We start from the raw sequence: 13,292 nt of genomic DNA on the forward strand, positions 1-13,292 counted from the left end.
TTCTACCGAGACGCCCAACTATATCGGCGCGCCCCGCATTTTACTGTGATCAGGTTCAGGTTGCCCCGGCTTAGGATTGCAACGCTGAGATTTTCGCGGCCGTTTCAGACAGCGTCTTTTTGAACGGCATAGGCGCCCAGCCAAACGTTTTGCGCGTCGCTGAATTATCACCGCTCAGGTTCAGGCCAAGCCATCCCACCATACCGCGAGCTTCATTGTCGAAAATCGCGATGATGCGCATAAGAAAATTGGGGGCAAGGCGGGTGCTTGGACCCGTATATCCTCCGTCCTTCAACATCTGTGCAACATCTCGAAAACTTCTGGCTGGTGCGTCGGCGACAAGGAACCTTAGGCCTGCCGCTTCGGGTGTTTCCAGCGCTTTGACATGCAGGGCTGCAACGTCGCGCACATCCCCCATAGGCATGGCAACCTTTGGGACCATTGGCATTTTACCGCTCAGCATACGCGCGATCGAGGACAGGGCCTCGCCCGAGAAATCATCCCCCACAGGCGGCCCAAATGTGGCACCGGGCGCAATGACGGTCAGCTCCAGATCGGTTCCGGCGGCTTCGTTTTTGATGAAATCCCAGGCGGCGCGCTCGGCAAGTGTCTTGCTCTTGAGATAGGCGCTCATTTTTGGCGCGTTGGTATCAGTCCAGTCGTTTGGGCCAATTTCGCCCGTCAGCTTGCTGAACATTGCGCCTGCAGAGCTGGTCAAAACGACACGCTGAACACCGGCCTTTTTGGCGGCACGCATGGCGCGCAATGTGCCCTGAACCGCCGGGACAACGATCTCGTCCTCGTGTTTGGGGGCCGCAGAGATAAAGGGCGAGGCCACGTGCATGATATAATCCGCGCCCGTTGCGGCCTCGTCCCAGCCTTTGTCTGAGCCAAGATCCAGCTCGACGATTGTCAGGTTTGAGACATCAACAGATGTAGCCGTCAGCGTATCGCGCACTTGCTGCTCTTTTCTTTTGCTGCGAACCGAACCGCGGACAATGTATCCTTGGCTCAGCAATTCTTTGGCGCAGTGCAGTCCAATAAAGCCGGAAATACCGGTTAATAATACGGTTTTCGTCATCGGTCACTCTTTCTTAGAATCGCCAAAATGGCGTACTGTCTTCAGTTGCTTTGCAGTGTACTAGGTGGTATCAAACTGGAAGGCAATGATAAAGTACTGGATGGTATAAAAGAATATGTGTGCTCAGCAAAAAACCGCCCTCAGAGGCCGCCCAAAGACGCTTGATCGCGATCATCTTATTGAAATCGCAAAAGAAAGTTTTTGGGTTGAGGGGGTGACAAATGTCTCAGTCAATGAGATTTGCAAGCGCGCCGGGGTTTCGAAACCAGGTTTGTACCGGGAATTTGGCAACGAAGACGGTTTGAAGCTAACGGTTCTACAAAACTATCGTGAGCATAATTTGGTTCCGCTTTATGAGGCAATCCAAGCTGACAGGCCTTTCGCTGACAACGTCACCGCTTTGTCAGAATTGCTTCTATCCCATCAGGCGGAAACAAACCCGCCAAGGGGATGCCTCTTGCAAGACATGACAACTGTGCGCGCGCAGATGGGCGAAGCGGCCGCTGATGCGATTGAAGAATATCGCGCAGAGAGCCTGCGGGAGTATGAAAATTGGGTTGCCCGTGCGCGCAAGAACGGTGAGATTTCAACCTCACTGACAGATACTCAGGCCGCAGCCTATATCGACTTGCAACTCGCCAGCGCCATGGTGTTGATCAAACGTGAATCCCCAGTTTTAGCAATAGACATGTTTTTACGAACGGCATTTTCTGTTTTTCAGTGAGTGCACTATTCAATGATGGGGAGCTGAAGACAGGGCATTAGAATAGCGCTGTTTGAGATCAGCCATGCAACAAGGTTTTGCTGTTTGAAAAGAACTCAATAAACGCTCGGGACTTTGGCGGCAGATAAGTCTTTTCTTGATAAACAAGGAACAAGTCTCTTGAGACGGGTTCCCAATTTCCAAGCGTCAAGCTGACAAGCGATTGATCTTCTAAACGGCGTTCAACCAAATGATCCGAGAGATAGGCCAGGCCCATTCCTTCCAGCGCCATTTCCAGACACAAGGTCAGGTCATCACTTGCAATGTTACCACTTGGTTGCACCTGAAGAGTTCCCTCATTCGTATGTGAAAAGACCCAAGGTGTTTCAAATCCTGCAATGTGGGACCGGATGCAGGGCCAGCTTGCGAGATCCATTGGATGGCTTGGCATCGATTTGCCTTCGAGAAATGATGGGCTCGCGACGACAAAATTTGACATGGTTCGAATCCGGCGGGCGACGACTGACGAATCCGCGAGCGGGCCAACCCGAAAGGCAAAATCAATGCGGTCATCAATGAGGTTTTGATATCGGCCTGTTCCTTCGAAGCGCAAGCTTATGTCAGGGTAGGTGCGTTGAAACCGCGCGAATTCAGATGAAAAATTTTTCAGCACCGTAGCGGGCCCAGAGACACTGAGCACGCCCTTGGGTGAATGTGTTTTGTCCGCCGCGGAATCTGTCAGCTCGTGCAATGATGCCAACACCGCTTCGGCCTTTGGAAGAATGGCCTCACCGGCCTCGGTCAAAGACTGGCTTCTGGTTGTTCTATATAAAAGAAGCACACCTAACTCGTCTTCAAGCGACTTGATCTTGCGGCTCACAGTTGTTGTTGGCTGGTTCAGATGTCTGGCGGCTTCGGCAAAACTCCCGTGCCGCACCACCTCAACAAATACTTTCAAAGCTTCGATCTGTTTCATATTGGCCCGAAAAGTGGGATGATTAATTCCAAATCCACTAACTAATCCAAGCAAACGGGACAAGCTATATCTGCAGAAATCGAAACGCGGCAAGGCCGCAACATTCAAGGAACTGCACGATGGATATTCTCGTATTTGGCGCGACCGGTAACACAGGGTCGCTGATCGTGAACCAGCTGAAAGAGAAACAAGCCAATTTTGGCGTTGCCGTCTCAAAAGAAGGCAAGAGCGACGGTCTGGGCCTTGAGGCATCTCAATCCCGCGTTGCAAACTATGACGATCAAGCCAGCCTGAGCGCTGCAATGGCTGGTGTTGAAACCATCTATTTTGTCATGCCGATCAGCCCGAATATGGTGCCGTGGACAGAAAATGTTATTGCGGCAGCCAAGGAAGCGGGCGTTCAGCGCATTGTAAAACAATCTGGTTTGAACCCAAGGCTGGACGCAACATCTGATCTGATCCGCGACCACGCCGAAACCGATCAGATGATCGTAGATTCCGGTGTCGACTACACCATCCTGGGTGCAAATAGTTTCTACCAGAACTTTTATGGCAGCGTGCCATCCATTCAGGCAGAAGGCGCATTTTACGGCCCGTTGGGTGACAAGGCTTACAGCAACATTGACATTCATGATGTCGCCGCTGTCGCCGTCGAAGTCCTGACAAACGAAGGTCACTCTCAAAAGATTTACCCGTTGACCGGACCTTCGGCATTGACCTCTGCAGAGCAGGCAAAGGCGATCTCGCAAGCGTCCGGAAAAGAGGTGAGTTTTGTCAACGTACCCAAAGACGCATTCGAAGGCGCACTCAATGGTGCCGGATTGGATGCTTGGACTTCCAAAATGCTGGCGGAGGCGTCCGAATGGTTCGCAATTGCTGATTACGCGTCAGTTACCAACAATGTCGAAGCCATCCTTGGCCGTCCGGCGCGCTCTTTTGAGGACTTCGCTCAAGAGCTGGCGCATGTGATCAACAAAGATGCGATTGAAGCTGATATGTAAGTGCTGCGGTCGTAATATATCGGGCCGATCCCGTTTGGGTCGGCCCGAAAATCTCTGAACTTACAGGGCGGGGGCGCCCTTTATGGACCAGAGGAAAACCTAGACAAGCTACCCCAACAACGCTCGAGGCTTGTTGAGTTTGGATTGCATGGCATGTTGAACGGAAATCCGATTACCTCTGGTATTAGCAAGAACGCCCAGAGACCTTAGCGCCGGGAATTTTCGTCCGTCGCCCGGACCATTGCGTGCAGCTAGGGTCTTAATTTCATGGTGTTTTTGTGTTCAAAATGGCGACATCAGGCTTTGACTTAATTGTGAAAATTAGACAGAAGGTGTGGCGGATTTTTCTGGCTCAAAAACGACCGCTTAGATGCGCATCAAGAGAGGTTTCGGCGCGTAAACCCATCCAGTTCCTGCAATGTGATCAATTCCTGTTGGAGGCGTTCGTCGACATCCAAATCCACACGGGGCTTGGCTGCGTTTGGCGACACCACAAAAACCGTTGTGCTGGTGCATGGCGCCTTTGCTGACGGGGCATCTCCGTCACCTGCGACTGGCAACAATCTGCTAAACGCAGACGTTGCCAGCGATGGGTTTCACGCCCTTAATAGGTATAGCTGATCACCAATCCAGACGTCGTTTGCGTTTCGGACCCGCGTTCCTGCACGATCGATGAATTGCGCACGTCACCGGCGAGCTGGTCAAACGAAGCAAAGCCAACAAGCGCGACATTCTGATTCAGAGGAACATAAGCCGATGCATTCAGGCCGTATGACATGATACCGCCACCTGCATCATATTCGCTGATCCCAGATGCGGCTGATTGATCCGCTGAGACATCAAAGAATGTGCTCGTGTAGCTGTCATCGGCGAAACTGGCCGATGGGCCAAACGATATGACCGATTGTTTGCCAAACAGGTCAACCGGGGCGTTATAGTTGACATCAACGTCGCCAACGAACCCGTCATGTCCCCCATCGATGCCTTTGCGCACCGCAAGTCTGGCTTGCAGGTTTCCGTGGGTGTATTCGAAATATCCACCGATTTCGGCGGTTTCATCAATGTCGCCCAACCCTTCGATTTCAGAACGTGCACCGTTGGACAGAACCAATGCGTGGCTGGGTGGGGTGTCTTCGCGGCCAGCATCATAGGTCAAAATCGCACCGGCGGTCAGATTGTCGTCTTTGTAGAAATCATACGACACCCCATCGAGCAGAGAAATGTTCAGACGGTCGCCGACGGAAACAGAAATATCAGGCAGCGCGTAGGTCGATGTTTCACCACTGCCAAGGAAGGTTGGCGCTGACACGATGCCCCCCGAAACGGTGAAATAGATGTCATGCCCGGCAAAGGTGTCTTCGGCGGCGTCTTGTGCTGCGACGCTGACAGCTTGAAGGATCAGGGATGTCGCGGCGATTGTTAGGATCGTTTTCATGGTTTTCTCTTTGTTCGGCGCGTGTTTCGCGCATTGAGTAATTTTTGCGGCTCAGAGAGGTGAGCCATTAGGGTGAGGGATGATTTGGGTGGATTTAGCGGGCTGGCCGATAGGGCGCAGGTTCAAACCCCGGCCATCTGCGGGCGGCGTGATTTGGTAAACAGGATGCGAACCAGCCAAAACAGCATCAGCACGATGATGATCAGTTCGGGCAGGGATAGAATGCCGCTGTCGCGGATCACTTCTGGAAAAGCATCAGCGCCCGGTCCGGTAAAGGCCGACCCCGCCGCGATGAAAAACCCGATACACATGCGCCAAACATGCTGTGCGATCCGGTGTTTGTAAGACAGGGTTTTATGCAACAGGACGAGGATGTCATTGAACAAAGCAACCCCCGCCATCCCTGCCAAGAAGAAGTAGTCCGCCGCGGCAAATCCTCGCAAAATCTGATCCGGCAATGTTTGGGCGCAAAACCCGGCTGTGACCAAACCCAGCGTGTTGGCGAAGTTCACAAAGCTGATGGTCATGAACAAAGCCCCGCGATGCCCGGTCCGCGCCTTGGCCAGAAACCAGCCGCTCAGCACTAGGGTCACGCCCAGCACCCCGGCGTGAAACGTGATGAAAAAGCTGTCAAACTTAATCAGGCCCAGCATCGCGCCAAGGAAGGAAGACAGCGCCATGGCCACGGTAAAGATGCGACCGGCATTGATGTGGTTTCTGGCCCCTTTACGGACGGCGAATGTGACGGCGCCCATCACGACGGCGATGGCTCCGGATGTGATATGTGCAAAGGTGGTGAATGTGACGAATACAATCATTGGGGTTCTCTATCGTTGTGGCCGAATGTTGATTGGCCGTGAATTTGAACCCTGTTTGGCTATAAATATTGCCCCTGTCGTCCGCGCGGGACGGCGCGTACAATTATTCGCACACATTCCGGGACGTTTTTCACGTTGATGCCGACGCAGAATTGCGCCTATCAATCGGTATGTTTACCGACGGAGCCATAGCCATCTCTGCTGCCTGTTTGGGCATTGCTCTGGCCGGGGCGATGTCCGCGATACGCAGCCCGCAGGACAGGTTTGCGCGTCTGTTTCTCACGCTGGTGTTTGGTGTTTTAGGCGGCATCGTTGCAACGCCGCTCGTGTTTAAGTTCGCCCCATCCATGTACGGATTTTACCTGCCGGTTGTGATGGAACTGCTGCTAATTCTGCCGCCGACTGTGTTTTATTACGTGTCCTCAAAGACAACCGAACTGCAATCGCTGGCCATTCACAGACGGCACGCCATTTTGCCGATTGTTGGCAGTTTGGTGATGATCGGCTACTGGTTTCAGCCCGCCGATGCGCAAAAAATGATGTTCATTGAGGGCGAGCTGCCGGATGGCTTCATGCCCTCAACGCTGGTTTTGGCAACCTTTGTTCTGATTTTCTGTTGGGTGGTGTCATCGTTTGTTTATCTCGTCGCAACCCTCAAAAGATTGCGCGCCTATCGGGTAAAGCTGCGGTCTCTTTATTCCAATCTTGAGGACCGCGAATTGTGGTGGCTTGACTGGTTTGTCATTTCCATCGTCACGTTATGGGCCGTCACTGCGGTCACGTTTGTTGCGCACAATACCGGGTTTGATTGGGTCCTCGTAGAAGAACTGATGTACAGTTTAACCGGGTGTCTGTTGCTGTTTGTCATGGCCTTTGCGTCGATCACCCCCCCTGAAACAGCGCCCGAACAGCCCGACGAACCTAATGAGCCCAATGAGCCAAACGGCACGTCAGAGGCAAAATATGCGCGATCTGCCCTGACGGCGACGCATGCCGAACAGCTTGCCATGCGGATCACATCGGCCATGGCAAAGGATGCGCTGTATCTTGATCCCAATCTGTCGTTGCAAAAATTGTCACGTCACGTGGGGGCATTGCCCAATCAGGTGTCTCAGACGCTCAATGAACAGATCGGATCGACATTCTTTGATTATATCGCCCATCACCGGATTGAGGCCGCCAAACCGCTCATCCTAGAAGGGGCGGCATCGACGTTGACGGTCAGTTTGGATGTCGGATTTAATTCGCGTTCAACATTCTACAAGGCGTTTAAACGGGAAACCGGGATGACCCCCAAATCCTACCGAGAAGCGATTGCCAGCACGGCCTAAATGGGCAGGTGGCTGCACGTCTGCGCAACATTGGGGTGACGAATGTCTGTTGGCCAACACGCCCCGGTTCCATGGGAGTCATTGATGTTTTGCAACAGCCTGTAACACCTGAAACAAGAAACCAATCGGGCGACGCGGTGCGTCCGTTTGGTTAAAGCTGCCAATCACATAAATGTCGCGGTCTGGCGCATAAAAGGCAAATGTCCCACTGGCGCCAGAATGCCCGATCAATTCAGGGGTGGCGCGAAACAGCGTCATCCAGCGGGGCAGTTTGATCCGCATCAGGCCATAGCCATATTGCAGCGGGAAAAAGAGCCGGTTCCATTGGCGCATCTGTGCGTGTCTCTGCGGTGTGAACAGCTGGCTTGCGAAATATGCGCGCAAAAAGATCAGCATATCGTCCAAGGTTGATATGATCCCGCCATCGGGTCCCATGCTTTTCAATATCTGCGGAACCTCCAAAACGGTGTCTTTGTGATAAATCGGCAATCCAATGTCGGTGCCGTCCATTACGGCCGTTTGTGTCAGGCCAAGGGGCGCGCATATCCGTGTTTGCAACGCCTGATCAAACGTTTGCCCCGTCACTGCCTGAATGACCGCACCCAGCAACTGAAAATTAGTGTCGGAATAGTACGACCGCCCCTGCTCGGGCGCGGCTTGTGAGGGCAGGGCCCGTGTCATTTGCAATACATCATTTAGATCGTAATTGCGGTCATCGCCCTGTTTCAGATCCTGGGCCAGATCGGATTCATAATAGTCCGCCAGACCAGAGGTTTGATGTAGCAATTGGCGAACCGTCAAATGGGCGCTGTAATCATGCCCCTTTACCACATGTAACCCCGTTAGATCGACGTCGGTTAGGATGCGCTGGACCGATTGGCCCAGATCAATCCGCCCCTCATCAGACAATTGCATAACAAGGGACGCGGTGAACATTTTCGAAATACTCGCAATGGCAAAACGCGTCTGTTGTTTGGCGGCGCCAGCGCTGCCTTTGAAATCCACCAGACCATCGCCAGAGTGCACCCGCAGGATCACCGCATGGGTCTGTGCCTTTTGACATTCCGTATCGATCAAGGATTGAAGCGCATGATTGAGTGTCATTGATCAAAGCTTTCTTTGGGGCGGGCGTGGTCCATTTCGAACGGGGCACGTTTGAATATGAGCGACAGGCCGATTGCAATAAACCACGCGATGGCACCCAGCCCAAATAGGGCCCCGGTTAAATCCCCAATTGCCGGGATCACAGTCATCAAACCGCCGGCCCCGGTCAGCAAACCCAAAACGTTGGTGATTTTTCCAAGGCTGCGCCCGATCCAACCGGCAATGCTGACGCAAAGGATCCATATCCCCCCGGCGATTTCATTGCCTCCACCCAATCCGAGTTCAACGGCGTGCAACGTTTCCCATAGGGTCACTGCGCGATCGATGTCCGTTGCCGCAATGATGGCCGCGCGTTCCACTGCAACATTTGCGATCATCCCGGCCCCCATCACCAGCGCGCACCAGATCAATCCAAACGCACGGGTCATCCCAGCCCAGTCTTTGGTCGCAGGGCATAGCCGCGCATGCAGCGCCACCACCAAAACCGCCAATGCCAGCGCATTCAGGATGTAGATCACGCTGTTCCACAGGATCAGAAACGACGGACTGACCTCAATAAAATCAATGACAGCGCGGGGATCCAGATCCGCCGTGCCAAATCCCAATGGGGCCAAATAAGTGACAAGATATGCAAAGCCGAACAAATAGGTTGCCGCGCAAATGAGGCCTGCCAATCCGCCAATTGTTTGAAGTTTCATGGGCTCTCTCCAATAGATGTTTGAAATAGTGAACGTTTACGATTGGTCCAATTGCGTTTTGAAATGATCGGCCAATTGGCGTGTCCCAACAGATGGGGCGGTCATGTTCATTGCGCCCGCTGTCAGGAAAAACTGGGCAGGACCGGCGATTTTGCGCGGTGCAATGCGCGGCAAAACCCATAGCACCATGCGCCGCAACACATCTGGCAGATGGGTGATGCGTGGCTGCGTGCCCAAGACCGCAAAACATAATGCCGCAATTTCATTCTGCGTGAATGTCTGCGGCCCGCCAATGTCGGCCCAGGGCGTGCCGTGATCCACCGCGTCAAAAATTGCGGCGGCCAGATCCGCGCCATGGATCGGATTGATCCGCAACTGCCCCGAACCAAACAGCCAAACGCGGCCCGACTTTGCCATATTCAGGAAATCGGCCATGTCGGAATAATATCCCGTGGGCGCAATCACCGTGGATCGCAGATCAGCCGTTTGCAGTTTACGCACAAACGCCGCTTTGGCTGCGACCAGCGGGACATTATCCATACGGTCCGCATTCAAAACATGCACAAAGGCAAAATGCCCCACTTTGCTGTGCTGCGCCTCTTCGAGGAGGTTCACATTGGCCTGATAATCAACGTCCCAATAGCCAACGCCATCCACTTGACGTGTGATCCCCAACGCCGACACAACCAGATCGATGCCCGCCATTGTCCCCTTTAATGTTTCAGGCCACGTGGCTTCTGCTTGGAGGATGGTGTCCGCTGACAAATCGGCGCTGCGGCTATTTTTGCGGACCAGAGCCGTCACGTGCCAACCGCGCCGGTGGTATTGCGCACACAGAAACCGCCCCAGATAGCCCGTGGCCCCCGCAATCAAAACACGTTTCATTCCCCAATCCCCCTTTTGGATGCGCAGCCTGATTGCTGCCGGTTGGGGGCGGTTGTGAATGTGTGTTGCCAGCCTGTGATTGGGTTTGACCAATTGCGTTCAGGCAGGCCGACATCCTTTAACAGGGTGTCGGGCACTTGATGGCGTGTGGGCCGCTCTTGACGAGCTGCTCCTGTTAAAAGGGTATAAAGCGCCTGAAATCGGCGCGCGCGCATGTGAATGATGTCAGGCATGTCGATATCCTTACCCAACCACGCGGTGGCCGCGGCCACGCAAACATTCAACAACGATGGCTTCGCGGCGTTCATTGGCGTTCACACGCCCTGCGGCCCCCCCGGCCAAGGCGCCCGCAACTGCGCCGCCCCATGCGTTGCCGTCATCATCCAGCGCACCCAATGCGGCCCCCGCACCTGCCCCCAATGCAGCAACCCCAAGCGTTTCCTGATCAAGCTGGCTTTGATTATGTGCCAATGCCTGACAAGAGGCCAAATCGGCGCGATAGGCCGCCGTCGGCGCCCCGTCCAGAATGGGTTGGTAATTTGCACCACTTTCGGCACATGCGGCCACGGTTAAACAAACGGGAATAATCATCAGAGATTTCATGTCTCAGGTCCTTTTCAACAAATTGACCGATGCAGGGCGCTGCCGATTTGGGCGGCGACCTGTCGGTATGTGAAAGGGATAAGAGGGGGCGTATTTTTGCGCGACCCAACAGGCTGGACCGGACGTACGGACAAGCTGGATCGGACTGTATTTGAGATTATTGACTATTTATCAATGGGTTGCGATTTTCGAAAATCAGCGATGTTTAGCAAATGCCCAGCGTATCAGCATGCGCAACGGGTGGTTTAAGGTTTGTGGGTCATGCGCCATTGCGATGGCGTTTGATCAGTGACCTTTTTGAAACTGGTGTTGAAAGTCGATTTCGCATTAAAGCCGACGGTCTCGCTAACTTCGAGGATGGTGGCGTCGGTTTGGATCAACAGCGCACAGGCATCCCGGATGCGGCATTGGTTGACATAATCATAAAACGACATGCCCAATTTGGTGTTCAGCACCTCTGACAGATGAATGGGTGGGACCCCAATTGCAGATGCAAGGATGCGCAAATTCAGCCCGTGATTTCGCCAAAGCTGGTTTTCTGACATCCGACGTTCCAGCCGCAGGGCCAGTCGATCGATATCTTCTGATTGCAGGCCAGAACGGGCATAGCGGGATGTCGGGGCATCCGTTATGCGTGGTTCAGCTGCGGGTGCATCATCCAGAACCTGCTGTGACCAGCCGGGCAAAGGTGGGTTGGCCCGCAGCGCAAACACCCCAAACGAAACAGGTAGGGTCACATCGTATAGCAGCGACCAGATGCCATCACGCAACGATTGATACCCCATCAATTGCCGCACTTCGTCGATGATCACGATCAACGCAAGGATCAGAATGGTCGCCACCAGACCATCCAGCCAGCGCAGTGTTTTGCCTTCTAGATCGGAAAACACATCCCGAATGTTGCGTTTGTGTTGGATCAAACGCCGGATACACAGCCCGCCATAGACAACGAGAATGACGATCCAAAGGCTCCAAAATCCGGTTTCGCCGATATCAATGAGGGTCCGGTAGCTATCCGAAACCGCCCCGTCGACCAGACCGCGCCGCACATCGCCATCTAGCAGCAATGCGGGGGCAAGACACAGAAACCCCAGCACAAACGGCAACATATGGATGGCGTCAGAACGCTCCAGACGTGGGGCGGAACTGGTCAATGCGCGGACGTAAAAATACAAAGACACCATAAAGCCGGGAATGATCACGTCGTTCCACCGAAAAAAGGCGTTTGGCGCTGTAAAAACATCTGAATAGGCAAACGAATTCAGGGCATCCAGGACATTCACCAAAAAGAACGCGATCATCGCCCAGATATGCATCCGAGAAGGGGCTTTTTCACGCAAACGCAAAATCAGACCCAACAGGACAAAAATTGAAACGGCCATGGCGCCCGCGACGCCAAGATGTTCCCAATAAAGCTGTTTCTGAATGTCCATCATGGCCCGTTCCTAGCTGTTGTCTTTTTAATGCCAATTCCCAGAAATCATAGTCAAACCGAAATCAACGGATCGCGCCGCCCTCGGGGTGTTTGTGTGTCCAAACCTATAGGGACAGGCGACTTTGGCGTTGTTGGGGGCCAATTTGGGTCGGGTAGGCCCTGATAATTAGCCACCACGATTGGACCCGATTAAAAATGAGTAGATCACCCCATGAACCGACGCACATTTAATAAACTGAGTTTGGCCGCGGCCCTTACATTGGCACCGCGCCTTTCTTTGGCACAACAGGTTTCCCACGACGTTGTTGGTTTTCAGAGCGCTGAGATGAATGACGGCGTGTTGACCGCCACCCCCCAAGGGTTTGCACGCCGCGACATCGCCGTCAGCAATGACACGTTGTTTCAGGTCGCTTCCTGTTCCAAAACCGCCACCAGCCTGGCCGTGCTGACATTGGTTCGGGACGGCCATATCGACCTAGATATGCCGGTGAACCGATACCTGTCGCGGTGGCAATTGCCCGGCCCGCGCAGCGCGACAGTGACCATTGCGGAACTGATGTCACACAGCGCGGGCACCACGGTTCATGGCTTTGGCGGCTATGGTCCAACCGATGATATCCCCGATCTGCTTGAAATTCTGGACGGGCGCGGGGCTGCGAATTCGGGGGCCATACGGACCCGTCACCGGTTGTTCTGCCAATTCAGATATAGCGGGGGCGGCACAACGGTTTTGCAAACCATGATCGAAGACGTCACCGGCGAGGATTTTGCCGCCTATGTGACCCGCGCGGTCCTCAGGCCTATCGGCGCATCCCGCGCCACATTTGCGATCACGCCGCCCAGTGAATTCGCCCATGGATCCTTTGAAAACGGGCAACCGGTCAGCGGTGGTTTCATGCGCCACCCAGAGAGCGCGGCAGCCGGGCTTTGGGCGACGGCCTCTGATCTGGTGCGGCTATTTCAGGCGATCCTTGATTCCGTGAACGGCGCCCAGCACGCCATTTTGCCCCAAACATTGGCGCAACGGATGATCACACCGGTCAAACAGCAGGCTGGTTTGGGGGTGTTCGCATCGCCGGGGCGGACCCTTTGGCACGAAGGCCGCAATTTTGGGTTCGATTCCATTGTGATGGCGGAACTGACAACCGGACGGATCCGCGCCGCGGTCACAAATCGAAATGGCGCTATCGAACGCTACGCTCAGAGCTTGCTCGCTCTTTGA

At 53.9% G+C, this 13,292-nt stretch carries 14 protein-coding genes; 4 read left to right on the forward strand and 10 right to left on the reverse strand.

Annotated features, from left to right (window positions below):
- Window positions 1–70 precede the first annotated feature (70 nt).
- A complete protein-coding gene (locus AB1F12_RS02280; RefSeq protein WP_368186277.1) occupies window positions 71–1,081 on the reverse strand; it encodes an NAD-dependent epimerase/dehydratase family protein in 1,011 nt (336 codons plus the stop codon).
- A 115-nt stretch (window positions 1,082–1,196) separates the two neighbouring features.
- Here AB1F12_RS02280 and AB1F12_RS02285 point away from each other — a divergent pair, with 115 nt between their 5' ends.
- Complete coding sequence (locus tag AB1F12_RS02285) at window positions 1,197–1,805, forward strand: TetR/AcrR family transcriptional regulator (RefSeq protein WP_368186278.1); 609 nt, start codon at window positions 1,197–1,199, stop codon at window positions 1,803–1,805.
- 58 nt (window positions 1,806–1,863) lie between these two features.
- Here the strand turns inward: AB1F12_RS02285 and AB1F12_RS02290 are convergent, their stop codons facing one another.
- Window positions 1,864–2,760: a LysR family transcriptional regulator gene (locus tag AB1F12_RS02290; protein WP_368186279.1), complete on the reverse strand. Its 897-nt coding sequence runs from the start codon at window positions 2,758–2,760 to the stop codon at window positions 1,864–1,866.
- 119 nt (window positions 2,761–2,879) lie between these two features.
- Between AB1F12_RS02290 and AB1F12_RS02295 the strand changes: the two genes are divergently transcribed.
- Entirely contained in the window at window positions 2,880–3,761 is an 882-nt protein-coding gene (locus AB1F12_RS02295) for an SDR family oxidoreductase (RefSeq protein WP_368186280.1), read from the forward strand.
- A 604-nt stretch (window positions 3,762–4,365) separates the two neighbouring features.
- Here the strand turns inward: AB1F12_RS02295 and AB1F12_RS02300 are convergent.
- Both AB1F12_RS02300 and AB1F12_RS02305 read right to left on the reverse strand, forming a co-directional pair.
- Window positions 4,366–5,196 carry a MipA/OmpV family protein gene (locus AB1F12_RS02300; RefSeq protein ID WP_368186281.1) on the reverse strand — a complete coding sequence of 277 codons (831 nt, stop codon included), beginning with the start codon at window positions 5,194–5,196 and terminating at the stop codon, window positions 4,366–4,368.
- Between the two features lie 122 nt (window positions 5,197–5,318).
- The gene (locus tag AB1F12_RS02305) at window positions 5,319–6,014 is read right to left on the reverse strand and encodes a hypothetical protein (RefSeq protein WP_368186283.1); all 696 of its coding nucleotides are present in this window, start codon (window positions 6,012–6,014) and stop codon (window positions 5,319–5,321) included.
- A gap of 68 nt (window positions 6,015–6,082) precedes the next feature.
- On the opposite strand from AB1F12_RS02305, the gene AB1F12_RS02310 reads away from it, so the two are divergent.
- A complete protein-coding gene (locus AB1F12_RS02310; RefSeq protein WP_368186284.1) occupies window positions 6,083–7,345 on the forward strand; it encodes a helix-turn-helix domain-containing protein in 1,263 nt (420 codons plus the stop codon).
- A 78-nt stretch (window positions 7,346–7,423) separates the two neighbouring features.
- Here the strand turns inward: AB1F12_RS02310 and AB1F12_RS02315 are convergent, their stop codons facing one another.
- From AB1F12_RS02315 to AB1F12_RS02340, 6 genes are all read right to left on the reverse strand, one after another.
- Window positions 7,424–8,449, reverse strand: coding sequence for a serine hydrolase domain-containing protein (locus AB1F12_RS02315; RefSeq protein WP_368186285.1), 1,026 nt, complete (start codon window positions 8,447–8,449; stop codon window positions 7,424–7,426).
- Window positions 8,446–9,147 (reverse strand): hypothetical protein, encoded by a 702-nt coding sequence (locus tag AB1F12_RS02320; protein ID WP_368186287.1) that lies wholly within the window; start codon window positions 9,145–9,147, stop codon window positions 8,446–8,448. The genes AB1F12_RS02315 and AB1F12_RS02320 overlap by 4 nt, the downstream gene beginning before the upstream one ends.
- Before the next feature lie 36 nt (window positions 9,148–9,183).
- Window positions 9,184–10,032 (reverse strand): SDR family oxidoreductase, encoded by an 849-nt coding sequence (locus AB1F12_RS02325; protein ID WP_368186288.1) that lies wholly within the window; start codon window positions 10,030–10,032, stop codon window positions 9,184–9,186.
- The gene (locus AB1F12_RS02330) at window positions 10,029–10,265 is read right to left on the reverse strand and encodes a hypothetical protein (RefSeq protein WP_368186289.1); all 237 of its coding nucleotides are present in this window, start codon (window positions 10,263–10,265) and stop codon (window positions 10,029–10,031) included. The genes AB1F12_RS02325 and AB1F12_RS02330 overlap by 4 nt, the downstream gene beginning before the upstream one ends.
- 10 nt (window positions 10,266–10,275) lie before the next feature.
- Window positions 10,276–10,635 (reverse strand): glycine zipper family protein, encoded by a 360-nt coding sequence (locus tag AB1F12_RS02335; protein WP_368186290.1) that lies wholly within the window; start codon window positions 10,633–10,635, stop codon window positions 10,276–10,278.
- A 245-nt stretch (window positions 10,636–10,880) separates the two neighbouring features.
- Window positions 10,881–12,071 carry a helix-turn-helix domain-containing protein gene (locus AB1F12_RS02340; RefSeq protein WP_368186292.1) on the reverse strand — a complete coding sequence of 397 codons (1,191 nt, stop codon included), beginning with the start codon at window positions 12,069–12,071 and terminating at the stop codon, window positions 10,881–10,883.
- 210 nt (window positions 12,072–12,281) lie between these two features.
- Between AB1F12_RS02340 and AB1F12_RS02345 the strand changes: the two genes are divergently transcribed.
- Window positions 12,282–13,292, forward strand: coding sequence for a serine hydrolase domain-containing protein (locus tag AB1F12_RS02345; RefSeq protein ID WP_368186294.1), 1,011 nt, complete (start codon window positions 12,282–12,284; stop codon window positions 13,290–13,292).

The sequence above is a fragment of the Aestuariibius sp. HNIBRBA575 genome, assembly GCF_040932005.1.
In the GTDB taxonomy this organism is placed as follows: domain Bacteria; phylum Pseudomonadota; class Alphaproteobacteria; order Rhodobacterales; family Rhodobacteraceae; genus CANLNM01.